Source organism: Legionella drancourtii LLAP12, assembly GCF_000162755.2.
In the GTDB taxonomy this organism is placed as follows: Bacteria; Pseudomonadota; Gammaproteobacteria; order Legionellales; family Legionellaceae; genus Legionella; species Legionella drancourtii.
In genome coordinates, this window is the sequence record NZ_JH413793.1 from 1 (window position 1) to 23,954 (window position 23,954).

Below are 23,954 nucleotides of genomic sequence, written 5' to 3' on the forward strand. Positions count from 1 at the left end.
CCATCAAGAGGTAAAGACAGATCATCAAAATATTCTTCTTTATTCTCTTCAAAGTTATTAGACCTCTGGCCGGGATCTTTGTAAAAAAGGGTCATGAACAAATTTCAATCAAATTATGCCTTCTACACGGTAGGTCTACCTTAACTTTTTATTTTCTATTAACGTCCGATTTTCTCCTTCCGGGTTTCTATAATAGAGATTGGTTATTCTGCAGAAAAAATTACCTAGATCAACAGCGAATTCCATCAGGGTTTAGCTACTTACAGGGTCTAATATTAACATGACCCTTTTTTACAAAGATCCCGGCCAGAGGTCAATTTGTCATACACCACTTTCGACTATAACTCTAAAATCAGTAATTATATGTTAAAACAGGCTTCATCAAACTGATGTTGTATATTTTTAATATTCTCAGGTGTTTCTCGTGCATAACTTTGAAAAAAATGTGCTGCTGAAGTCTCTCGTGCTCCTCTAAGCCTGAGGTGAGCTAACGATAGGTTATGGCTTCCAGTCGGTAAGCTTGTTTGTGCTACATCTTCCAACTTAACCAATTTACTGTTTTTCATCATATTGAGCTTAGCTTCAGCAAGTTCTTTGTAATGTCGGCAATATCGTAATTGGTCTAGCATATCTTTCGTATGCTTCCGATCTTTTTTGATTTTTGGATCATTATGAAGCGCACCGCTATCAGTAATGACGCCATCATATCGTTTTTCTTCTTGTTGATGCCCAGCTCTACCCTGAATAGTGACATAGGTTTTATATTCATCGGGAATTGTGTGCCATGCGTCGGCAGAATCTATGTTCCATCCAGCAAGCGATAGCAAGTAGTTAATCACTGGTTTAAAAAGTAATTTGCCACCCCAAATAGTCGTAAATTTATCACTCATGACATTAGACAAAGAAGAAAAAGAACGATCAACAAAAAGACGAACTGGATGATTTTCCTGGTGTAAATTGGCGACAGTTAATGTGGCAATAGCCCCACCTAAAGAATGACCTTTAAGTAGGATGTTTTCAGGCTTAACTCCTCTATGGATTAGATTTTTTACGATATCCGTTGTAACCGTTACCAAGTCCGCAGCGTACGTTGAGCTGCCCTTACTATTTCCTATGCCAGGCATGTTAAAAGACATCACGGCCGCATCAGTGGCTTTACTATCTTCCTGCATCTGAAAAAGTTTATCATCATCAGCAAACAACGAATCGCGACCGTTAATGCATAGTATGTATTTTTGCTCAGATGGATTTTTCTGTGCAAAGTTATTTGGATTAAATTGAATGGCTTCTAGTTTATCACCCCACCGTGTTTGTAACTTAAGGTCCATCTGGCTCATTGACGACAACTCAGGATCATCAGCCAGTCGTGCCTTGTGTCGCGAAGGATAAATGAAGTAAGCGCATAGTTTTGATAGCGGCTTGGTTGCCAATTGCCATGCGTTTCTAAAACCGGTGAACGGTGCAATCAAGCATGCAGTGACCGCCGCCAAAAAAGTATAGGTTATCAGCGGTAACAAACAAACAAAGGCAGCGCCGGTTACAGCTAATGTTTTTACTAATTCAACGACAAACCATTCCCGCGTAGATGCTAAGCGAATGGCGGAGCGGTCTTTCAGTAATAAGTCATTGGCAATCCCGGCTTTGGCTAATATGGACGAAATAAATTCGTTTGGATCATGTTTAGCGTGAACCGAGGTTGTTTGCGACAGTGCATCAAATAAATCCTTACCTTGGTCAGAAAATCCCAAAAATTGTTTCAAGGCAACCCATGGGGAAAAAGTGGCATAATGAGACACCAAAGCCGCTAAATCTTTTTGGATCATTCTAGGGGTGTATGCTTTTGGCGCTTGTTTTCCGTCAATAATGAGCATCGCCACTGGCTTTCCGTAATCTTCTCGTAATAGCACGTTTGCATACAACATATTCAGTCTGGAATAAAGCGTGTCTTCTGGGGCAAACAATCCTCGCATAGACGCTTTAGATGGCCCTACCAGCATTTCATTGCGCCTATCCGCTGGGGCATGTTCTAATGCTTTTTGGTTGAGATTATCTTGTAGTTTTTGTAAGCTAACGCCTTGCTGACGCTCAGATACGTCAATGACTTTTGCAACTTTTCTACTATAAATATCAAGCTCATCCTCATGATGTTGACGAGCCAGTTCACCGGTCCAAAATTTATCATCACTACAGACATCTTTTAGCCAAATATAACGCTCGCCATGCAGGTGCATTTGTCGCACATCATTGATAATACCTACAGGATTAAATTGGGCTCGTTTAAAAGTAGTCCCTTGGAAGTGCAACTGTTTACCATCCGGCCGTAATAGTGAATATGCTTTTTTCTTAGCAAAAACGGTATTTTTAGGCTTGCCACGATCCTCTTCCTTGTGAATAGCACCAACTAAAGGTTGCTCATGCTCGTCAAAGTAGTTGGAATGTGGTGGATTATTATCAACAAGGGGCTGATTTTCTATCGGTTCATAATCCTTGAATAAACGATAGACATAATGTCTCTTCTGCTGATCAATATAATGCCTTCTATCACCGATCTTTTGCTCACTATGCGCTGGTTTCGTTGAACGAAAAAACACAGGATCACAAATTTGCTTCATTTCAAAAGCAAAATCTTGTTCATCGCCGGGCTTAAAATTTATCAGCCGAATACACGCTTCGGTACTTTTTATTAATTCTAAAACAGCCTGAGTCTCTGAACGGATATCAAAATCATCCATTCGTTTCTCTTCCTTTTCTTCTTCAGATTTAGTGATATAAGGTATCTCAGAAATATAAGAAACCGGCGATGCAACCCCTGCAATCGCCTCCAGACACTTATCTACCGAATGACTACAGGCAGCAAAACGGATATCGTCTCTTTTTTGGTAAGAAAAGTAAGGCATTGAAAAGCTAATTTTATTTGGAAAATTCCCATCTAAGGTTAGCACTCGTCCATGGTGTTCTTTAAATTTAGTACTTAAGCAGTCACCGGTTTGAGTGATGCATTTTTGAGCATATAGAATGAGCTGCGTAAAGTCACGGTTGTTTATTGAGTTAAAATTGGAATTAAATGCACGTAAATGAGATATCATCGCTTTTGGTGGAAAACAACGAAGTAAATCAAGTTCATGGCAGAAGTGAACAACCGCTCTTGCAGGATCACGATTATTTTGATCATGTTTTGCGATGATAATTTTTTTAAATCTATCAATAGTTTCTGAATTAAAAGTCGTATTATTTTTGCAAAATTCCTCAAAGTGATTAGCGCTCGCTGCTAAGTATTTTCGATAGGCCTCTGGCGAATCTTTGTGGCCTGCTTCATCCTCACGGCCAGTGACCGAAAATAATAAGCACAGCTTTATAGCCAGCTGCTCTTCGTCTGTAAAACAGAAGGTAGAAATGCTGTTCGTTTTATCATGATGCCTGAGAAAGCTAATAACTGCATTTGAATAAGACATTTTACGCAAACTATGGGGGAGTCCGTGATTGGGACGGTGAATAATTTGGTCATTGCTGCAGCGGTAAACTTGGTTATTTCTATTAGCATTTCCAGTATATGGTTTGGATAAAAAATTATCGTAAACATATTGGGCTGCATGTTTAATTGCATCGTGTTTGTTACTCATAATTAAATAAACCCACTTTAAATTAACCTTAAATCATCACACAAGTATGATGATTATTTGATAATATATTTTAATATTTGATCAAATAAAAGTCAACAGGTCTGGTTGGTACTAAAATCAAAACGCTTCGTAACATGGAAATTTTGTAAAAAAGTCTTGCTGAAGAAATTGGTTTAGGCTGAACGTATGTTGGTGAAATGAATGGGGATCGAAATAAGGGGCTCTGTTGCGAGCGATTCCATAAAACGATTTTACAGGAGTTTTATCATCCGCTGCGCGCCATGGAAGGCGGAACGCCGTGGCGCGTAGTCCCTGGTAGCCTTAGGGCCGGATGTTTTTCCGAAGGAAAAATATAAGGCCATACGAGAAGGCGTCAGTCATTGTGGGAGGCAAATGCTTTGCTCGTTCAGAGCAAATATTGACGGACGCAGGACGTCCAGGGCCTTTAGCTTCGCGCGTTGGCGAGTCGATTTCGGGGACTGGGATGTCCCGGAATCTTTCACGAGGTAGCGCGACCCTTGTTTTGGGCTTAATTCGCATGTTAAGTTCTAATTTCCGATAGATTCGATAAACACGTTTGTGATTCCAGCTAAATCCCTTCACATTGCGCAGGTACAGAAAACATAGTCCAAAACCCCAATTACGCTGCCTCTGAGCCAAACGCAGTAACCAATCCGCGATTGTTGCATTTTCATTATTTAATTTTGCTTGATATCGATAACAGGTTTCACTGATACCAAACAGTTCACACGACATTCGAATGGAAATATCCTTATTAGTCACCGCCTTTTTCGCCAGTTCTCGTCGACGCGACGGTGTTACCACTTTTTTTCAATAGCCTCTTTGAGAATTTCAGCTTTAAGTCGTTCTTCCGCATACATTTTTTTAAGACGACTATTTTCTGCTTCCAGTTCTTTTAAGCGAGACATCATCGATGCGTCCATTCCACCAAATTTGGCACGCCATTTATAAAATGTTGCTGCACTGATGACATGGTCACGGCATAGCTCTGAAACAGGGGTGCCTCCTTCAGCTTGTTTTAGAATCGACAGTATTTGGCTGTCTGTAAATTTTGATTTTTTCATGAAGAATCTCCTGTGTATAGATTACGAGAAAATTCTACTTTTGACATCAGTTATTTTTCGGGGGGATTACCGGCCATTTACAATAAAGAGAAAATTATGAATACTCTGGTTGATAACTATTTCCAAGGATTAAAGGAAGTATATAAGGAAAAAAAAGGAGACGACATAAAATTCATTACTCACGCAACTGAAGATGAAATCGATTTAATAAAGAAAAACTATCCTGGCGTTCCTAACGAATTTGTCGATTTTTTGAAAAGAACAGATGGAAAGATAAGTGAAGAGAACTATGCTTACAGACCCACTATGTTCAGTATACATGAAGGAAATCTTACTTATCACATGTGCAGCATAAACAAAATGTTAGAACACGCGCAATATAAAGATCAGACTTTAGCAGAATTATATCCGTGGTTTCTAGAAGAAGATGTGGATGATTGTGAGTCCGCCACTCCAGAAATGGATCTTTATATACCGATAGGAGATCGATTACTTTTTGCAAGTTGTGATTATTCAGAATTATATATTGATTTAAAACCATCTCCATTGGGAAAGGTAGGGCAAATTATTCGTTACCTTCATGATCCTGATTCATATTCCTTTGTGTGTAATTCATTTTCAGAATTATTAAAAGAATCTATTGATACTAACTTTGAATATTTTTTTGATGAACATGAGCTATAGATTGAATTAGTAACTTGTTTGAACGTCTGATTAAGTATATTAATCAGACTTAGTGTTGCATTGCTTATCTATTTCCAATCTATTAATAATAGCTTGTTTAATGGTAGCTCCAAACTCTTGTGCTTGTTTCTGTAACTCTTTAAAACCCTCCATTTCAGATAGAGGTTCAAACATCAGCCAATGCTCATCCATAATGACTAATCTATCGCTATTTGCATTTTCTAGTGATTTCATTTGCATCTCCATTTTCCCAAGTTTTAATCTCAGTACGCGGCAGAACTAACACTCAAGTTATGTTTATTTTCCCTTACTTCATCGTGTAATGTTAGCGTTTCTTCACCCTTCTGTAAGACTACCTTGTAACCCAATATTTCAACAATTCTAATTAAATTGCTAACTTTGATATCCTGCTGTTTTCCTGAGCGCAAATCTTGTATCACAGAAGGCGATATCCTTGCTTCTTTTGCTAAACTGCGAACCGATTGATCATCTTCTTCCATAATAGAAATAAGCAGTTCAGAAAAAAGCAATTCTTTATAATGCTTCTCATAAGCTGCTTTAAATTTTTTATCCTGCATTTTTCTTTCATAAGTAGACAGTTGGTTACTCATAATAGTCACCTCGTAGAATTCGTAATTCATAGTCATCTTTACATTTTAAGGCTTTTTCTTTTTCGCCCTTTGGTAATTTGTTTGTTTTTTTATGAAAAGCATTCGTTATAATAATCTTACCGCCCGAGAAGAAAAAACATAAAAATCGGTGCGGTTGTGGCTTAAAAGCATAGATTTTGTCTTCTTCATAATTAAATTTTGTTTTATTTCTAATTGATCCTATCTTGCCCATCAATTCGAATAAACCTAATGCCTTGATCTGCTCATCCTCACTTAATGACTCAAAGTAACCTAATGAGCTACTATGCCCTTTACAATCAAAATACCATTCAATAACGAATTTAGATCCGTTAAATGCAACGTATTCTTTTGGTTTTTTAGTTATTTTACTCATACCAAAAGTGTACTACTTAATCAGTACAAAAGCAAGTTGCTGCTAATGCATCAAATGATACTTTTTAAAGGCAAATTAACGGGGGTTTTCTTGACTACTATATTCTCGCCCCTTAGGTTTAGAATAATAAATATAATTATGATTAATAAATCTAGTTAAGTTTTCTAAGTTAGGCTTATTATGTCTCCTTACTAATAACTAACTAAAAGTAAAATTATTGGATAAGTAAGCATTTCAACGGACGACCAAAATTTACTTATACATAAGCTTAAGTATTAACTAATTTTTTTTGCAATTTTATATAACATACCAACGGGAGATTTTTGTAGCTTGTTATTCTCTGTAATTAACTCCTTTATCGTAAGCGCCTAATTAACCCCACCTAGAACGCCCCAAGTAAGCTGTAGATAATTGCATCCACTGAAGCAACGGGAGCAAAACAATGAACACACAGTCACCACATCATCAAATTTGGCAAGAGCATATAAGGGCTTGGGAAAAGAGCGGCTTGAGCCAAAAGGCCTATTGTAATGAACAAGGTATTAAGTTGGCTACTTTTGGTTTATGGCGCAAGCGATTACGAACACCAGAGCAAGAGCGCATATCGTTTATCAAAGCCAGCCCCAGAGCACAGGAAGAAGGAACTCCGGGAAACGTAGTATTACAGCTTGTACTTCCCAATGGGGTACGTCTTGGCTTGAATGAAGATATTAATGAGCAGCTACTGCATCAGGTACTTCATTTTGCAGGGGCATTATGATGCTACGTTTGAGCGCTGGAGTTTGCATTTATGTTGCATCGCAAGCGATTGATTTTCGCAAAGCAATAAATGGTTTAGCAGCATTAATATCCGAAGAGTATGAGACCCCCGTTCAAGATGGTTCGGTGTATGTCTTTTATAATCGTGCGATGGATCGTGTGAAATGCCTGTTTTGGGATAAAAATGGCTTTGTGCTGTACCATAAACGTCTTGAGCGAAGCCGATTCAAAATGGGAAAGACGGAAGAAAAGGCCCCTTATCAGATAAACCCGCAGCAATTGGATTGGTTATTAGCCGGACTTGATTTTCGCCTGATGTCTGAGTTTCCTAACCTTGATTTTTCACATTATTTTTAATGCAATATGATTATTTTACTTAAAATATGCTTCATTTTTTGGTATAATTTGGCCATTAAAACACCATACTGTTGAACTTTAAATGACTGATGTTTCTGCGTTATCTCTGGAGCAATTACAGCAAGAATATGCGCGTTTAATGGCTTTAGTGGTACAGCAGGAGCAAACGCTTCAACAAAAAAGTCAAACCATTCAAACATTGCAACACCAACTCCACTTATTTCGTACCGCTCGTTTTGGTCGCAAAAGTGAGAAAGGTGTTGTTCCTGAGCAAATGGCCATTCAATTTGATGAAGCAATTCCTGTAATCATTACTGAAGAACAACAACCCACCGAAACACAAACTGAAACCATTACTTACACACGCACCAAAAAGAACACTGGAAGAAAACCACTTCCTCAATCACTACCTTATATAGAGCACGTGTATGATTTAAGTGATGAAGAAAAACAATGCGCTTGTGGCTGTTCCTTGACTCACATTCGTGATGAAGTGAGCGAGCAACTGGACGTGGTACCTCAGATGACCTTTCGTGTGGTTCACATCCGCAAGCAGTATGCTTGCAAAGCCTGTGAAAACACCATGAAGTGCGCAAAAAAACCGGAGCAACCGATTCCTCATTCCATTGCGACTCCAGGACTCATCGCCGCAATCATCAACTCTAAATTTCGTTGTCACATGCCCTTGTATCGACAAGAAACCATGTTCAATGAAGCAGGCATCTCACTCACCCGAGGAACCTTAAGTAATTGGGTGATTAAGGCGGCTGACTTACTGAGTCCTTTGGTGAAACTCATGGAAGATGACATCCAAAACTACGACATCGCTTATGCCGATGAAACCACACTTCAAGTGCTTAAAGAAAAAGACAGGGCACCCACTCAAAAATCGTACATGTGGTTGTTTATTGGAGGGGCTCCTTCAAAGCGAGCCTTTGTTTATCAATATCATCCAACGCGCTCACATCAAATCCCCGCGGACTTCTTTGCCGATTTTCAAGGCTATCTGCATGCTGACTGCTATAAAGCCTATGTCGCTCTGGGTACACAACAGCACATCCAGCATATTGCTTGCTGGGCGCATGCGCGCCGTTACTTCGTTGATGTGGTCAAAACCACTAAAAAACATGGCCTGGCTCAACAAGTCATCACTCTTATAGGCAAACTTTATCAGTTAGAAAAGTCACTCAAAGAAACCAATGCTCAATCTCCCTCTATCTTTGCTGCGCGCGTCCAAAAAGCCAAGCCTGTTGTGGATGAACTCAAAGAGCTTCTGGAGCAGGCCACTTTAAAAGTACTCCCCAAAAGTCCTTTAGGACAGGCTGTCTTTTATGCCCTGACTCACTGGGAGGCCCTCAAAAGTTACCTCTATGATGGACGACTCGAAATCGACAACAACCTCTCCGAACGCTCTATCAAACCCTTCGTTATCGGACGTAAAAACTGGCTCTTCCATGGCAACGATATCGGTGCTCGCGCTGGTGCTACTCTCTATTCCTTGATTGAAACCTGTAAATATCATAAGGTCGATGTCTTTTCCTGGTTTAAGTATGCTCTGACTCACATTCAACAGGCTCATACCTTGGGGCAAATGGAAGCGCTACTTCCTTACAACATCAACATACTGCTCTTGGCTGATTTGAGAAGCATACCTCTCTTGCGATTTCCTGAATAGAGGGTGCTTATTTAACCGCTTACGATAAGGTACGTTATCTATCTCAAATAATGCATATAGTAAATTAAAATTAAACCCTGGTTTAATAATTAACTTTCTGACTAAACTGTGTTGATCATTGGCAATTATTGTGACATATTATATTTTCTTTTATAAAACAAAATGTATAAGGATTTACATGAAATCAATTGATCCAAATAATATGCTAGCCGTTCAGGAAATTTCAAAAAGACAGCGAGAAATGAATGAGCAATTTAAGTTAGCCGAGACCCTCGAAGCATCACATCAATATTTTGAATCCCTGCGGCAGTATGAAAAAGCACGGCACAACTCCTATCCTGTCGGTAAAGGTCTTAAGGTTACCATTATGATCGAACCTAGTGACCTAGATAATTGGCACAAAATCAATAAAAAAATTGAAGCAGTTAAAATAAAAATTAGGTTACAGAGATCCATCTCCTGAAGTGTAATGAATTGAAATTTAGAGATTTTTGATTTGAAATAAGTTCGTGAGAATTGGTGATACAATTTTCACGCTTACTATAAAATTTACTCTAATGAGTCTCAAAAAAGGTCGTTTTTTGATACTTTGAAGATCTATCAATAAGGTGTACCTCAAATGGACATATGAGTTTAATATAATATCGTTTTGCTATTATTAATAAATAGCTACTTGTAAAATTCAAACTCAACTAATAGCGCTCTGTTGCAAAAGGATAAACTAAAAATCAAATGAAAGGATCTATAACAAGTGGTTATAAAAAATAATAGCAGGACTTCGTATGGATTAGGATGTTTACAGATTTGTTTCTTGCTACAGAGACGAAAAGACACATTTCCGCGGACAATCAAGATTTGATCATCCGGGATGCGCTCATAAAAGGCCTCGCACTCCGGAACTTGCGCCCTGACGTAAAAATTGTTTGGAAACGAGACCACATTGCTGTGATCCCGTTTCCAAACAACCATAGATTCATCGTTGGATTTCTTTTATTTTCGCCTCGATCCCTTCGCGTGAGCAATGCCATCAGCAGGATTTAATGGCCATTGATGTTTAGGATAACGTATCCGTAACTCTTTACGGATTTCTGAATAACCATTTTGCCAAAAGCTTTCTAGATCTCTTGTTACCTGCACTGGACGAAAATTCGGCCCTAATAAATGCAGTACAACTGACACACTCTGAAATAATATTTTCGGCGTTTCTTCCCATCCAAACACTTCTTGGATGCGTACTCTAAGAAAGGGATGTTCAACCGTTGAATAATGAATGGGTATCATGCTACCGCTTGGAACTTTTAACCTATTTGGGAGTTCGGTTTGTAAAATACTACGCAATGTTTCAGATATATTTAGTTCAAAAAAATACACTAAATTTTTTTTCAGTACGAAGGTCATTTTACTTTCACCGAAACATGCTTGTCTAAATACAGTTAAGCAAAATGATTTTTTTAATGCATCTCCGTCGAAAAGACTTTCCAATTCATCTTGTATATGAGGGGGTATTAATGCCTTATGGAATCGTAAAAATATAATCTTTTGATACCACTCATGTAAATTTTCATTTTTCTTCAGTGTGCTCGCCCAATTGTCAGTTAATATATCAGGCAATTTTTCTGCAACGTGTACAGAGGTTGCCAGCGAAAAATTCGGTTCTTCTATAGGTAAATCCCAAAGTGTTTTAAATTCCCGCTGATAAAATTGCGATTTTTCTGCTTCAAAAATGATGTCTCTTTTCTTTATTATGTTGTCGGAAAAGTGTTTGAACAAAAATTCTTTATTTATCCCACTCGCCTGATTAATCAAAGTTTCAGCCTCCCCGCTTTCTTCAAAACCATTCAATGCAATAAAAAATTCACTCCTTTTCACAAGCGTTCGATCTGATAATTTTACACCACGACCACCGACCATTAATGCACGATCAGAGTTCTTGCGGCGTCGACACAAACGATCACCAAAAGATAACATAAGGAGTAACTGTCTAGCTTCATCTTCTTCAAGATAAGCCGGGGGCTCTGCTTTTTTTAATTTTTTAGCAAGATCTAGAATCTGCTGATAACTTTGCGCGACAGTTTGTAAAATTGTGAAATGACCTTCATGTGAAGAACCATCTTTTAGAAATTTATTCAAAATTTTTAATCGCGGTGCAACATCACATTCAAAATGATCTGCTTGAAAATGATTCGCCATTTCTTTCCGTAGAATATCGCGCTCTTGTAATAACGCTGCAATTTTTGCAGCCAGATCGATGCAATTATTTTCTATACCTGCAATTAATAGTCTCCCCAAACGCAGAGGTAATGGGAAATCCAAAAGCTGGCGACCTATTGATGTTAATTCATTGTTATTTTTGATAGCACCTGCCGCTTGTAAGCTAAAGGTCGCACGTTCAATGTTGACACAGGGAGGTCTTTCAAACCACGAAAAATTCTGAAAATTCGAGATATGTTGATTAGCTAAAAAAAGTAAACTATCACTTAAATCTGAACGTAGAATTTCTGGAATATTTGATTTCACAAATGAACTTTCATCATGTTGATTCCACATCCTGTAACAAACACCTGGAAATTGTCGGGCAGCTCTGCCAGCACGCTGAATGGCACTCGCTAAGCTAATTCGCGAAATTTCCAGGCGTGAAAATCCAGTACGTAAATCTTGTTTCATTATTTTTACTAAACCTGAATCTATGACGGTATCAACACCGTCTAAAGTAACAGAAGACTCAGCAATATTAGTTGCAAGAATAATTCTTTGTGCTGAAGATTTTTGCAATGCGATACGCTGTGCTTCCAGAGGAAGACTGCCATGCAACGTGATCACTTCTATTTTTTTGCTTTCTTTCCAATCAAGTAAGTTTCCTTTAGCGCGTTCAATTTCACGTGCACCCGGTAAAAATACTAAAATATCTTTATCAGTCTGTCGCTGTGCTTCTTTGATGACTTGAGATAAATGCTCATAAAATTGATATTGAGGTGTTAGTAATTGGGTTGATTTTTGATAACGTACCGTTAACTCAAATAATTTTCCAGGCACGGAAATGACAGGACAATTACCCAAATATTCAGCAATTTTTTCTGCTTCGAGTGTCGCTGACATGACCACAATTTTAATATGATGCCCTAACTCTTGTAATTCACGTATTAATCCTAGTGTTAAATCAACGTATAAAGATCTTTCATGAAACTCGTCTAGAATCACAATGTCTACATCGTCTAACTCAGGATGATGAATCATGTGTCGGGCCAGCAAAGCTTCCGTCATGTAAATTAATCTGGTTTTATGCGATGTTTTATTGACAAAACGGACTTGATAACCAACCTCCTCACCGACTAGCCAATTATTTTCTTCTGCAACCCGATGAGCAGCAGCAATCGACGCCATTCTTCGAGGTTCTAGCACTAATATTTTCCCGGCTACCACAGAAAGCAATTCCGGAGGCAATCGAGTTGTCTTGCCAGCACCAGGTGCGGCTGTTATTACTAAATTAGTATGAGATGTTACCTTCTGTAAAATATCATCTATAAAATCATCTATTGGTAAATGAGTTGAGCCTGCTTTTAAAATGATTGTACCCTCAGTTGAAATTTTCAAATAACCATTTGAACTTGTAATTTAATGAAAATGAACATTTCTATAAATTGACCTCTGGCCTGGATTCTAGTAAAAAAGGGACCTGATTGAAATTTAATCAATAGCACTTTAAGAACCGTAGATTTATCTTATTCTTAATATTCTAGGAACGTTCAATATCGAGTGCCAAGTTTCTCTTGAAATTATAATTATTGGTCTTTAGATACTTTTTTTAGACCCCCTCTTTATCCGTTATTGGAGAGACAAAAGAAATAAAAATCCTTTCTTCTCTTCATCACATCAATGAACTGGTCTTGATTTTGAAGTTCGAGTTCCCATATATACAAAATGGTCATTCCTTATCTTTATCTATAATAATACTTGTTGGAGGTTTATACCTGGCTCTATAATTATCAGCAGAAATAGATACTCCTCTCAATTTCAAATATTTGTAAAACGTCGCTTTGCTTAAATCAAGTTGCATGCAAATCTCAGCAACACTAAGCTTTCCTTCCTTGTAGAGTAACTCTGATGAGTGCGCCTTTCCTTGAGCAGACTTTGATAGACCAGCAGGACGCCCTCCCTTTTTTCCTCGCAATCTTGCTGCTTCTAATCCTGCAAGTGTCCGCTCTCTTATCAGTTCTCGTTCAAATTCCGCAAGAGAACCAAATATATTGAATATTAATCGCCCTTGCGCAGTGGTTGTATCTATAGGGTCATTCAGACTTTTAAGACCCACACCTCTTTCCAGAAGATTATTTACTAATGTAATTAAATCTTTAAAAGATCGCCCTAGCCGGTCTAACTTCCATATGACTAAAACGTCATCTTTTCTAATATCCTGAATTAATTCATCCAAAGCCGGTCGGTTTATTGCAGAACTACTAATTTGATCTTGATAAATTTTCTCACATCCAGCTTTCTTCAAAGCATCAATTTGTAAATCTAAATTTTGGTTGGTGGTAGAAATTCGAGCATAGCCAATTAACATAGAGGATTTAGTTCAATATAAGGTTATATGTAGTCTAAATTAAACATTATATAAATGAAACAGTTTTTTAAACCGAGATGTGATAATGAAATTAAAAATATATGTCATTTTCAGAAGTGATCTGCACGGATGTCAGAAGTCCACTTCACTAGCGAGTTTCAGAGCAAATCAAAAAACTACTCATGACTTGTAAGGGTCATAAGAAGTAGAAAGTGGTGTGGGATTAAATTTCTGCTCATCTTCTACTTTATCTTCCTGTATTTCCTTAACTTCTTGAATGGGTTTATTTGAATTTGCTTTTTGCTCTTGAACTTTAACCGTTTTTACCGCAAGTTCTGGTCTGGTTGACAATGGATTAATATTCATTTGCTGGAACATTTTATGAGTACTATCAACAGACTCAGAGGAGTCCTCTCGAGATTTAAGTTGTTTAGTAGGGTTTTCTAAAGATTGCTCAAGTTGCTGGGTAGCTTTTTTTGTTTCGTAGGCCTTTTCTTGCATATCTGGTTTTAAAATAGACGGATTAAACCCAAAATAATTTGTTCCGTCTAACTCTTTTGCATTTTGAGCAAAGCCATAGGTTGGAAAAAAATAATTAAGTGCAGGTTGAAGTGCATCAGGTAAAACAACTTCTGCGAGGATATGCCCATTACCATTAGGTGATTTTGTCAGGTACACGGAGGCTTCAATACAACGGTGAGTTTTAGGGTCAATGGTTGCACCCACACCTGCTCGCCATTGAACCGTACTATCACCCATGTCACCGGTATGATAAGCACCTATAATTTGACCTTCCTTATCTTTTACAAGCCCCACCCCTAATCCCCAGGTGACACATTGTCTATCAACTTCTTGCACCACTACCTTTTCAACGAGCTTGTCTTCAGATTTGGGAAAATAGTCCTGCATCATAGAGTAAATGGGTTCTACAGGCTTAAAGAATGCGTAATTCAATGCATCATCGTTTATCCATGATTTTATAAATTTTGCATATTCTTCTGCTGTTGTCTTCAGACTGTTTGCTGCTACAGGTTTAGATCCGTAGGTGCTATTTGGCATATCTAAAGCCTCTTTTCTAAAAATATTCTCCTGAGCTAATATTTGCAGATCATTGACACCGGTTACTTCCTCAATAGCTGTCTGCAAGCAATCAATACCAGGACCTGAGTAAGCATAAAATGCACCGGGCTCGAATTGGAATGAAAATGGCTCTGGAGCTGCGATATGTAATCCGGTTCTGTGAGATAGAACCATTTCCGTAGTCAATCTTTTTGCCCACTCGTGGTCTTTAGGAATAAATTTTTTAAGGAAAGGATTTTCATCATCCGGTAACGTCTTCCCATGCTTATCTCGAAATACTTCATACAAAGGTGTCGTTAAATTAAATTCCGTGTCGAATTGATTAAATTTTCCCAGTCCTGTTTGGGCTGATTGGGTTTTATTGGTCTCTATTAATTTTAAAACCAAATAAGCAAATACTGGTTTACTCAGAGAAGCGCATTGAAAGGGAGTATCTTTTGTGACTACAGGATGTGGCATGATATCACCTTGAGAATCAACAGTAGCGAAAGACGCATCGTTAATTCCACCTGCTTGCATTCTCTTTTCAATTTCGAATTTGTTTTTCATGTCAATTATATTATCAAGGTGTTGTTGTTTTATTATACTATATTTTTCAGAGGTATTTATTTTTGAGGACTGTGCAGGTTAAAAATTACAGTTTTCCCCTATATCCAAGTCAAACTGTACCAAGTAATTTTTTTCCATCCTCTCTTAGCTCTCCTTTTGGTGACAAATGTCTATATAATGTTTGCTTAGTAATACCAAGCTCTTCGCACAAAGGACCGATTTTTGTTTCCAATTGACCTAACGATGCCATTGCAAGCCTAAGTTTTGCTGGGGTCATTTTATAAGGTCGACCCCCTTTGCGACCACGCGCGCGGGCTGATGCCATTCCAGCGAGTGTGCGTTCCTTAATCATTTCTCGTTCAAACTCAGAAAGTGCTGCAAAAATACCAAATACCAATTTACCAGCCGCCGTAGTTGTATCGATAGCTGCGCCATGTCCGGTAAGAACTTTTAGCCCAACATTTCTTGCTGTTAAATCATGGACCGTATTAACCAGATGATGAAGATCTCGCCCTAAACGATCTAATTTCCATACGATTAAAGTATCCCCCTCACGTAAAGATTTTAGGCAACTTTTAAGCCCTGGGCGATCATCTCGTTTACCCGAGGCATGATCCTGATAAATAAATTCCTCTTTGACTCCTTCCGCCAATAAAGCATCACGCTGTAAATCCGTTGTCTCTGATCCATCCGCTTTCGAAACACGGGCATATCCGATGAGCATTTTTTGTCCTTAATATTTTAACAGTGGTAGTCACATAAACGTTCGGTTATGTGACTAATCAAAACTGCTCATCAGTATAAACAAAAATAGTCACTTAACTGGTTACTAAATTAACGTCTTTTAAACCATATTGCAAATTGATTATGGAACTAAAAATTCAGGTGGAACTCCAAGTTCAATCATTGACTGGTTAGCTTTTTGAATTGATTCAAAATCGACCTTTCCAAAAAGAATAAAATCACGAAAATTTTTGGCCTCATCAGCATCATTTTTTGATAGTTCAATTAATTTATTTAGGGAGTCGAATGCTTTTCCCCATAGCAACCCGGGTTCTATTCTTGTATAGGGGTGTGCTTTTTCAGGATACGAAGGTAGGTCTTCACTATCTATGGGTTCTGGTAAAAATAAATAACATTGTTCCCCTGGTGGAGTAATTGTTCCATTTTCTATTTGCTCAATAGCTGTTGCTGCAGCCAGTAAAGTTAATTGCTGTGATTGAGTCGGTAATATCTCGTATGGCTGCCAACGTGCTAATCCACATCGTGGTTCTAAACCTAATGATTCCCATATATTAACTATATCTCCATATAATGCGCTGGTATAAGGCATTGGAATATGTAATTCATCAAGGAGAGTGCGCAATAATCGAAGCCATATCCCTCCATGTATTGTTCTGCGCGGCAATACAACTTGCCCCCTTGTTAACACAGACCACGTGCGTTGATCCAACGTATTAATAGCTGAGGAGAAAGAAATCAATAAATCACTTTCCTTCGTCCAGTAAACATGGCGCCCTTGATAACTGTAGCATCGACGCAACATACAGGGGTCGTGTGGAAGAAGTGACAAAAATGAGTGTTTCAGCTATTCACTACTTTGAAAATAATCAATTCGAACAAATATAGATAAATAAGGTGTGTTTTATTTCTAGTTTCCTGTCATGACCTAAGATTTTAACTACTTGAAAATACTAATAATTTTTTGAAACACTCATTTTTGTCACTTCTTCCACACGACCCAAAGAAGGAATGCCTTAATTTACATGAAGTTATAGAAAAATTAGTGACTAACAAAAAAATCGATTTATTGGCTACAGCCTAGACTAGAAAAGGGTTGTAGGGGTGTGCTGGGAAATTCCGTACCTTCCTGCAAAGAACCCCAACTTGAAATATAAACACCGAGGGTGGGCATTGATCAAGAAAATCATGAAAAAGTCCCCGCGACTATTTGCACATTGGAAGCTGATGTTTAAGGTTGCTTAATGGGAGCGCAGTGAGTTGAGAGATTCATGCTGCGTTCTGCGAGGGGTTGTCGGGGAAGTTCCGATGATCTACTTACCCGGCTTAGAACCCCAATTTTCGACATTCCGCGACTTGCCCGCGAGATCCAGTTTGTTCTTTATTCGGGCAATGAGCTTGTGTATTGACCAAAACCTTTGGATCCCGTAGATGGAGCGAGGAATGTCAGGCTATGGAAAATGAAATGTCAACAGCATCAAATTATTCACATTACCAAAACACTGGATCCGCCATGAATCTTTGCTCTTTTTCAATAATATTATTTAATTCATCACTATTTATTTTTCTTGTTGCGCCAAAATTAATACGTAATTGATTCATTTCATGTTGTTCGAATACTGCCTCTATAGAATTTTTTCTATTTGTTAATTCGTTCATAAGATAAAGGGCTAATCGATAATTCGCTCTTCGATTTGTTGCTTGTGATTCTTTAAAAAAGCGAAATCCAGCTTGAAAATTAATCTCATCTAAATTTAATTTTTTACCAGGATTGATTCGATTAATATAACGTTGAAGATCGTCAATTAATTCTTGTCTCTTTTCATCTTCATGCTGTAACGATATATATTTTTCATTAGCATCAGTAGGAAGTACAGATTGCAACTTTGATATATAAGTTCTATCTGCATTCACATCAATTGCTGTCATTCCTGTAGAACGTAGATAAGAACAATTAGAAGACTTATCATCTAAAAAAATCACATCTTGTGCGGCAATTTCTTTATAGTCAGGAGGAGTTATAGTATTTATGAAGCCTAGTGCGCGTAATTCAGGTGTATCTTTTAATTTTAGCTTTTGTTGATCTAAAATTTGAAAAACAGCCGCAATTTTGCAATCACCATCAACATAATTTGAATGATTTTCAAAAAATTCTTTTGCCCTAATTTTAATAATTGTTTGCCCTATTTTTGCAGTCCAAACGGTTTCGGGATTGAGTTTTATTTGTCGTTCATCACCATTAACTATATTCCAATCACCAAAATCATCAGCTTTTTTTACTTGTCCTGATGTAAGTGTAGGGATTTGCATCTCTGCCGCAAGAAAGGAATCACGAGCGCGTAAAACCGGATTTTTTTCGTCATACCGAATTCCATCGACATCAATCATACTATTGGCAAATGTTGTTCTCCCAAATTGAGCATAAGCAATCGGTGTATTATTCGTAATCGCGCTTGTGGTTTTAAATGCGAGAATGGCAGGATCAGATTCTATTGTTAAACTACCCAAACTTGCGATACCCATTTTGCATTGAGGGGTTTCTGCAATCGCTTTGATCATGGAAACCATTTTTCCAGGATTGATAATCTGATTATATCTATCAATTAAAGTGTCGTCGCGGTCAAAGATAATGCATTTTGGGCGGCTGGTTTTACGAATTTCATTAATAACGTAAGAGCCACCTCCTGTCCCATATAAATGATCGTAATCTTGTGAATCGAACGCATTACCTAAAAAATTAACATTAATAGGTACATCGAATAATGTCGTAACAAATGTATTGTCAGCTAACATATTTCTTGCTTTCTGAAGGACAACCTCTTTAGTTATCGCTGTTCTGTTCCACAATGACTGAACGTAGAGATACAAGTTGGTCAGCACTTCGGCAGGATCCAAATCAGCTATTTCAACCATATGATTTACTTGCATTGGAATTGGATTTGATGAGGTCATATTTTTGGACATTTTGATTTCCTTAATATCAGAAACCAATTCCTGGTCGCTACCGACATAAGCTCCCGAACACTCAATCTCCATAAGGGATTTGTTAGCTTTTAATGCTGCATATAATCTCTGTTTATTTTCAGCTGACAACTTCCAACCATTTAACGCTAATTTTTTTAAACTGGTACTATTAGCAATAGCATTTGCTAATTCAGAAATATCTGTGTCGCCGAAATCAAGATAGCGAGATTTCAAATTCACCAGGTTTACATTCTCTTTAAGAAGAGCGGCAAGACTTTTAACAAATTCCTGGTTAAGATCACTTGGATGGTAAACACGAAGGTCTAAGGTTTGTATAGATGGATGGTAAATTAATGCACCCATAACGTCAGCCAAAGAGTTAGCAATACCTGAATCTTTTAAAATTAATGTCTTGAGAGATGTGTTTTGCTTCAGCGCATCAACAATGAGATTAGACAGATTGATGACCTGTGACATTCTCGTAAAACTAAATGTAGAATATTCAATATAAAGAGATTCGACTTGATTATTCAATAACACGCTCGTTAACGGTGTTGCATCCAGGTACGTTTGATGACCTAGGTGGTAGTCATATTTATTGTTGTCTAATTGAGTTCCTGTCAATCTTGCTAATTGTTCAATTTTTTCGTTCATGTTTTACCTAAATCAAATCATCTAGAAAATAAAACTTTTTAAGTATTATTTTCTCTCGTAGAATTTTTTTGTGTCTTATTGTATAAAAAATATCACCAAATGGCAAATGGAGCCTGTGTGCCCGTGTGTATTGTCGGCCGACCTAGAAAATAGCAAAGTACAAGTGTTGAACGAGATACGTTAAGTTGGTTTTCCTCTGGGAGTCAGGGTAACTTTTGAATTCCCTCTTTATTCGGCAAGGGTAGTCCTGATGACAAAGATATAGAAGAAAATTCAAGATCCTTGCAACCATAAAGATAGCAAAGAGATGCTGCTTTTTAAGGTTTATCGTGGAGCAAGATTACCAAAAAAATCAAATGAATTTTCAGAGGCTGTAGGTTTGTTTTTATAAGCAGCACTCGCAAATAACCCAAAGCCTAGATGAGTTCTAGACGCAAATCTCAGAATTTTCCGTTCAATTTTAATCACTCCAGAAGCCTTTGAATCGAGTTGCGGACATTTCAGTATACCGCACTGTATTCTGAATATTTTTATGCCCCAAGTAATGCTGAATACTCCTTGTGTCTCGTCCATCATTAGCAAGCTTATATCCTGTAGAATGCCTCAGCATATGAGGATGTACCGACAGACCTAATTTGGCGACCTCACCTGCTCGTGCAACAATCTTTCGAAATGTATCCCCTGTTATGGGTGCTTTTCGTTCAGTCATGAATACATAGTCAGTTTCAGGATAATCACGTTTCAATTGCCGAAGCGCGCGAAGCTCTGCACCAAAGAGTGGATGATGAGTTGATAAACCATTTTTACGACGAATAACGTGAAACACCCCTTGTTCCAAATCAATTTGTGTCCAACAAAGCGAAATTAATTCAGAAACGCGCAATCCATGCCGATAGGCAAGCAGTATCATTGTTGCGTCACGCTTACCGTGTCTACCAGTACGCCTTGCTGCCACGATTAACTTATCAATCTCTGTTGGTGTTAAGTATTCACGTGCTCTAAGAAGGCTGTTTTTAATTTTTTTAGGCGGCATCATGCTACGAGTATAGCAAACTTTCCGTAAAACAGTGCTTGGTGAGCGATTATAAAATAATTGATAGGGCTTAACCACACTGGATCTGTATTTCATATCTTTCCGATAAATAGCCATTGTTCAGAATGTTTGGTAGAATCCACTGCCGATTTATAGAGTAAGTTTATTCATGCGCGCGAGCAATAATAACCTAACCATTTTATCTGAGGCAGAGCAAGCCGCTTTGTATGAGATTCCTGATTTTGATGATGTTCAGCGCTCGAACTATCTCAATCTCACCCCTGAAGAACAAGTTTTAATGCGAAGCCGCGATAATTTATCAGCAAAAGTCCATTGCGCCATTCAAATAGGTTACTTCAAGGCTAAACATAAGTTCTTTCCATTTAAGTGGGACGCAGTACAGGAAGACATTGATTTCATTATGCAAGAGTATTTCCCTGAACAACAGTTTCATCCAACTCCTATCAACAAACACCAATATTATGCACAATGTACCGTGATTACAGCGTATTTTGGTTATCAGTCTTGGTCAAAAGAGTTTGAACCATTATTGATTTCCCAGGCGGAACAGATTCTGCGTCGTGATGTTAGCCCACAATTTATTGTCATCGAATTATTGGCATTTATGCAGAAAAAGAAAATCGTGCGTCCTGGGTATACCACCTTGCAAGTGATTGTGAGCAAAGTCTTAAATGCTGAACGCAACCGGCTAGGATTAATTATTCGAGAATCCCTGACGATAGATGATAAATCCGCTTTGCAAAAATTGTTGCTGGAAAAAGAATCAGAAACGCTTTCTGGATTAGCGGATCTCAAGCAAGATACAAAAGATTTTAAAGCACGCATGATAAGTGCTGAGCGTGAAAAATTGCTTTCGATAAAACCCTTGTACCAGTTAGCCAAATCGCTCTTACCTACACTCAATCTTTCTCAGCAAAATACTCACTATTACGCAAGTCTTGTTGATTATTATGATGTTTATGAATTACGGAAGAAATTAAAATCTGAGCAGACCTATCTTTATCTTCTGTGTTATCTCTCTTTGCGATGCCTTCAATTGAATGATAATTTAATGGACGCTTTTTGCTTGAACCTCAGACAATTTGAAGCCGAACTTAAAGAAAAAACTAAAGATGCTTATACAGACTATGCCGTAAGTAAATAAATTGATTCTTTTGTTATGCGTCGATTTGCACGATTATTTATCAACCAAGAGTTAAACGATAAGCTTAGTTTTGGCGATGTACGTAAAAAAGCATTCGAAACAATCATCCCTGAAGCAGAATTACGAAATAAAATACCTGAAGAGAATGAAGAGGAATTAAAGCCCATCGATTTTCAATGGAAACTGGTTGATACCTTATTCCATCGATGTCCGCTGCAGTTACGACCATTAATGATGGCTATTGATTTTTCAAGTACTGTAGCTGACAGTCCTTGGCTTGCGGCCATTACGGCCTAGCGTTCCGGAGCTTGCGCTGTGACGCAAAAATTACATACAAAATTTACGCTTATTGGATCGTTATCACGCTAAATCACTCATTGCAGTTCCTACAACGGTGAGAGTAGGAACTCAATTAGTTATATTGGCGTGCTTACTCTCGAAAAATTGATAAAATTCAATAAAAATATCAACCACAAAAGTTAAATCGGTATCCTATGTGCAGGATTTTTTGCTTTTGTTGCTTCGATTTTGCATCATAGCGCAAGTTCCGGAGCGGAAGGCCCAGTTTTAGAAGATGAAATAAAATCACAAAGGGACCAATTTAGAGAAACGCTACATGACTTCCTTGAAACTCATTCTGCCAGAATGAATGGTTATGGAAAACAGACTAAATTAATTCAATACTTGAATGAAACCAAAGAAGCAACATCACTTAACGAATTACGGTTAATAGCCAGTCATGTGAAGCATGTTGTAAGTGAACATAGACATACAAGTGGGATAAGGGGTTTTTTTAACAGAAACCTGAAATTATCTCCTAAGAGTGAAAGCGCTTTTAACAAAATTGAGCTATTCAAAAATATAAAAGCAGTTGATCCCGATATGTCAAGTAGAATTTTAAATTTTAAAGACCGATACCATCAAACACTTGATGGTGGAAGTAAAGCTGTAGATGAACCGGACCAAGATGACACCAGCAAGGTAGGCATACGCCGGAAATAATTTCTCATTCTCTGGTTTTCGTAGCTTAAGATCGAGGCAGCTAATCTTCCTTGAAGGGGTCATGAAACGGACAGAACAGGACAAGTCATTAATCAGCGGCATTTATTGTTTATTTATTTGACATAAAGTTCATTTTTACAATAAAATAAAAACTACATATATTAACAATGGAACTTCTTTATGCTACCAAGAATACACTCGCTTTTTCCAACTAGAGAAGAAGTCACTATAAATCAAGGCTTGGCCTACTCTGATCATTTACCCATTCTTGCCAAAGTACCTCTTGGCGAAGAGAACACTTCTTTAAATATTATTTCACTTAATATTTTAGGAGGAATAACCTTTTCTGGAATTCATGCTCTTGGACAAAGGGAAGAAGAAGAGGAGATGATAGAACGCTATCAACGTATTGCTGATGGCTTAATTAAAGGTGCTCAAGAACATGACGTTGATGTTATTCTGTTACAAGAAGCTTCCGAGGACATAATCCCCATATTGAGAAATTCTTTAGGTAACGATTGGGAGATAATTGCTCAATCAGGAATTATTAGTTGTTATAATAAACAGCGACTAATACAACAGTCTTCAACTTATGACAACACCGCTAGAGTGCACTCATTCACATTTGCAGACCAGGCAAATGGAGGTCAAACCATAGATGTTCATAATATCTGGGGAAATTACAGCCCTCTTTCTCATCATCTGGAAGACGATTGTAGGACTAAGCTTGTTACGACTAACAGCCAGGTATCAATTATTATTGGGGATACTAATTCAAGAATAGCTCCTCTGGATGATCAAAAAAGAAATCTGACCACGGGTGCAATTCCTGGGAAGATTAATGAATTGTTGGGATATTCTGCAGAGTTACAGATTCCGGATCATCCCGACGGTGGTTTTTATCGCCGTGTAGATGGAACAATTCAACAACTTGCAATTCAAATTTTAGATTTTGCAACGGGTGAGATTATTGAAGATGATCGCTCGCAAGAAGAGATAGGGTGTTGGCCTGAATACAGG

20 protein-coding genes and 1 pseudogene are annotated in these 23,954 nt (G+C 37.9%); 9 read left to right on the plus strand and 12 right to left on the minus strand.

Translation table 11 applies throughout. The annotated features are described in order from the left end of the window. Positions 1-359: 359 nt before the first annotated feature. Together LDG_RS18235 and LDG_RS18760 are read right to left on the minus strand one after the other, a co-directional pair. Entirely contained in the window at positions 360-3,620 is a 3,261-nt protein-coding gene (locus LDG_RS18235) for a SidE phosphodiesterase domain-containing protein (protein WP_006868993.1), read from the minus strand. A 471-nt stretch (positions 3,621-4,091) separates the two neighbouring features. Then, positions 4,092-4,705: pseudogene (locus tag LDG_RS18760) on the minus strand (transposase); the annotation flags it as partial. A gap of 12 nt (positions 4,706-4,717) precedes the next feature. Between LDG_RS18760 and LDG_RS00020 the strand changes: the two are divergent. Then, complete coding sequence (locus LDG_RS00020) at positions 4,718-5,389, plus strand: SMI1/KNR4 family protein (RefSeq protein ID WP_006868997.1); 672 nt, start codon at positions 4,718-4,720, stop codon at positions 5,387-5,389. Positions 5,390-5,428: 39 nt separating this feature from the next. Here LDG_RS00020 and LDG_RS00025 read toward each other — a convergent pair whose 3' ends face one another. The 3 genes from LDG_RS00025 to LDG_RS00035 are packed head-to-tail and all read right to left on the minus strand — an operon-like array spanning position 5,429 to position 6,394. After that, on the minus strand, positions 5,429-5,623 hold the full coding sequence (locus LDG_RS00025) for a hypothetical protein (protein WP_006868998.1): 195 nt from the start codon (positions 5,621-5,623) through the stop codon (positions 5,429-5,431). 29 nt (positions 5,624-5,652) lie between these two features. Then, positions 5,653-6,000, minus strand: coding sequence for a helix-turn-helix domain-containing protein (locus tag LDG_RS00030; protein WP_006868999.1), 348 nt, complete (start codon positions 5,998-6,000; stop codon positions 5,653-5,655). After that, a complete protein-coding gene (locus tag LDG_RS00035) occupies positions 5,993-6,394 on the minus strand; it encodes a type II toxin-antitoxin system RelE/ParE family toxin (RefSeq protein ID WP_006869000.1) in 402 nt (133 codons plus the stop codon). Before LDG_RS00035 ends, LDG_RS00030 begins: the two co-directional genes overlap by 8 nt. A gap of 442 nt (positions 6,395-6,836) precedes the next feature. On the opposite strand from LDG_RS00035, the gene tnpA reads away from it, so the two are divergent. The 4 genes from tnpA (at position 6,837) to LDG_RS00055 (ending at position 9,648) form a co-directional block, all read left to right on the plus strand. Then, on the plus strand, positions 6,837-7,154 hold the full coding sequence (gene tnpA / locus LDG_RS00040) for an IS66 family insertion sequence element accessory protein TnpA (protein ID WP_006869001.1): 318 nt from the start codon (positions 6,837-6,839) through the stop codon (positions 7,152-7,154). Continuing rightward, entirely contained in the window at positions 7,151-7,510 is a 360-nt protein-coding gene (gene tnpB / locus LDG_RS00045) for an IS66 family insertion sequence element accessory protein TnpB (RefSeq protein ID WP_083821346.1), read from the plus strand. The genes tnpA and tnpB overlap by 4 nt, the downstream gene beginning before the upstream one ends. An 82-nt stretch (positions 7,511-7,592) precedes the next feature. Continuing rightward, entirely contained in the window at positions 7,593-9,185 is a 1,593-nt protein-coding gene (tnpC, locus tag LDG_RS00050; protein ID WP_006869003.1) for an IS66 family transposase, read from the plus strand. A gap of 178 nt (positions 9,186-9,363) precedes the next feature. After that, positions 9,364-9,648, plus strand: a complete 285-nt coding sequence (locus LDG_RS00055; protein ID WP_006869004.1) for a hypothetical protein — start codon at positions 9,364-9,366, stop codon at positions 9,646-9,648. Positions 9,649-10,175: 527 nt separating this feature from the next. Here the strand turns inward: LDG_RS00055 and hrpB are convergent. The 7 genes from hrpB to LDG_RS00090 all read right to left on the minus strand — a co-directional run bounded on the left by hrpB (position 10,176) and on the right by LDG_RS00090 (position 20,863). After that, on the minus strand, positions 10,176-12,776 hold the full coding sequence (gene hrpB, locus LDG_RS00060) for an ATP-dependent helicase HrpB (RefSeq protein WP_006869005.1): 2,601 nt from the start codon (positions 12,774-12,776) through the stop codon (positions 10,176-10,178). A 331-nt stretch (positions 12,777-13,107) separates the two neighbouring features. Further along, on the minus strand, positions 13,108-13,746 hold the full coding sequence (locus LDG_RS00065) for a recombinase family protein (protein ID WP_006869006.1): 639 nt from the start codon (positions 13,744-13,746) through the stop codon (positions 13,108-13,110). Positions 13,747-13,926: 180 nt separating this feature from the next. Beyond that, positions 13,927-15,375 (minus strand): serine hydrolase domain-containing protein, encoded by a 1,449-nt coding sequence (locus LDG_RS00070; protein WP_006869007.1) that lies wholly within the window; start codon positions 15,373-15,375, stop codon positions 13,927-13,929. Between the two features lie 109 nt (positions 15,376-15,484). Next, complete coding sequence (locus LDG_RS00075; RefSeq protein WP_006869008.1) at positions 15,485-16,099, minus strand: recombinase family protein; 615 nt, start codon at positions 16,097-16,099, stop codon at positions 15,485-15,487. Positions 16,100-16,240: 141 nt separating this feature from the next. Beyond that, positions 16,241-16,921, minus strand: coding sequence for a hypothetical protein (locus tag LDG_RS18240; protein ID WP_148263468.1), 681 nt, complete (start codon positions 16,919-16,921; stop codon positions 16,241-16,243). Between the two features lie 686 nt (positions 16,922-17,607). Continuing rightward, positions 17,608-19,734 (minus strand): leucine-rich repeat domain-containing protein, encoded by a 2,127-nt coding sequence (locus tag LDG_RS00085; RefSeq protein ID WP_006869011.1) that lies wholly within the window; start codon positions 19,732-19,734, stop codon positions 17,608-17,610. 460 nt (positions 19,735-20,194) lie between these two features. Next, a complete protein-coding gene (locus LDG_RS00090) occupies positions 20,195-20,863 on the minus strand; it encodes a tyrosine-type recombinase/integrase (RefSeq protein WP_233491382.1) in 669 nt (222 codons plus the stop codon). A gap of 73 nt (positions 20,864-20,936) precedes the next feature. On the opposite strand from LDG_RS00090, the gene LDG_RS00095 reads away from it, so the two are divergent. The 4 genes from LDG_RS00095 to LDG_RS19460 all read left to right on the plus strand — a co-directional run. Then, positions 20,937-21,932, plus strand: a complete 996-nt coding sequence (locus LDG_RS00095; protein ID WP_006869014.1) for a DUF4158 domain-containing protein — start codon at positions 20,937-20,939, stop codon at positions 21,930-21,932. Positions 21,933-21,947: 15 nt separating this feature from the next. Next, positions 21,948-22,229, plus strand: a complete 282-nt coding sequence (locus tag LDG_RS19190; protein WP_006869015.1) for a hypothetical protein — start codon at positions 21,948-21,950, stop codon at positions 22,227-22,229. Between the two features lie 231 nt (positions 22,230-22,460). Then, positions 22,461-22,934 carry a hypothetical protein gene (locus LDG_RS00100; RefSeq protein WP_006869016.1) on the plus strand — a complete coding sequence of 158 codons (474 nt, stop codon included), beginning with the start codon at positions 22,461-22,463 and terminating at the stop codon, positions 22,932-22,934. A 180-nt stretch (positions 22,935-23,114) separates the two neighbouring features. Continuing rightward, the coding region (locus tag LDG_RS19460; protein WP_040534038.1) for an exonuclease/endonuclease/phosphatase family protein at positions 23,115-23,954 on the plus strand (840 nt) is incomplete at its 3' end.

Bases quoted from the DNA above. Each gene is read 5' to 3' on its own strand.
- LDG_RS00075 (WP_006869008.1), bottom strand. From the start codon at position 16,099: ATGCTCATCGGATATGCCCGTGTTTCGAAAGCGGATGGATCAGAGACA.
- LDG_RS00065 (WP_006869006.1), bottom strand. From the start codon at position 13,746: ATGTTAATTGGCTATGCTCGAATTTCTACCACCAACCAAAATTTAGAT.
- LDG_RS00055 (WP_006869004.1), top strand. From the start codon at position 9,364: ATGAAATCAATTGATCCAAATAATATGCTAGCCGTTCAGGAAATTTCA.
- LDG_RS00025 (WP_006868998.1), bottom strand. From the start codon at position 5,623: ATGAAATCACTAGAAAATGCAAATAGCGATAGATTAGTCATTATGGAT.
- LDG_RS18240 (WP_148263468.1), bottom strand. From the start codon at position 16,921: ATGTTGCGTCGATGCTACAGTTATCAAGGGCGCCATGTTTACTGGACG.
- LDG_RS18235 (WP_006868993.1), bottom strand. From the start codon at position 3,620: ATGAGTAACAAACACGATGCAATTAAACATGCAGCCCAATATGTTTAC.
- LDG_RS00030 (WP_006868999.1), bottom strand. From the start codon at position 6,000: ATGAGTAACCAACTGTCTACTTATGAAAGAAAAATGCAGGATAAAAAA.
- LDG_RS00070 (WP_006869007.1), bottom strand. From the start codon at position 15,375: ATGAAAAACAAATTCGAAATTGAAAAGAGAATGCAAGCAGGTGGAATT.
- tnpA (WP_006869001.1), top strand. From the start codon at position 6,837: ATGAACACACAGTCACCACATCATCAAATTTGGCAAGAGCATATAAGG.
- LDG_RS19190 (WP_006869015.1), top strand. From the start codon at position 21,948: ATGCGTCGATTTGCACGATTATTTATCAACCAAGAGTTAAACGATAAG.
- tnpB (WP_083821346.1), top strand. From the start codon at position 7,151: ATGATGCTACGTTTGAGCGCTGGAGTTTGCATTTATGTTGCATCGCAA.
- LDG_RS00085 (WP_006869011.1), bottom strand. From the start codon at position 19,734: ATGAACGAAAAAATTGAACAATTAGCAAGATTGACAGGAACTCAATTA.
- LDG_RS00090 (WP_233491382.1), bottom strand. From the start codon at position 20,863: ATGAAATACAGATCCAGTGTGGTTAAGCCCTATCAATTATTTTATAAT.
- LDG_RS00035 (WP_006869000.1), bottom strand. From the start codon at position 6,394: ATGAGTAAAATAACTAAAAAACCAAAAGAATACGTTGCATTTAACGGA.
- tnpC (WP_006869003.1), top strand. From the start codon at position 7,593: ATGACTGATGTTTCTGCGTTATCTCTGGAGCAATTACAGCAAGAATAT.
- LDG_RS00095 (WP_006869014.1), top strand. From the start codon at position 20,937: ATGCGCGCGAGCAATAATAACCTAACCATTTTATCTGAGGCAGAGCAA.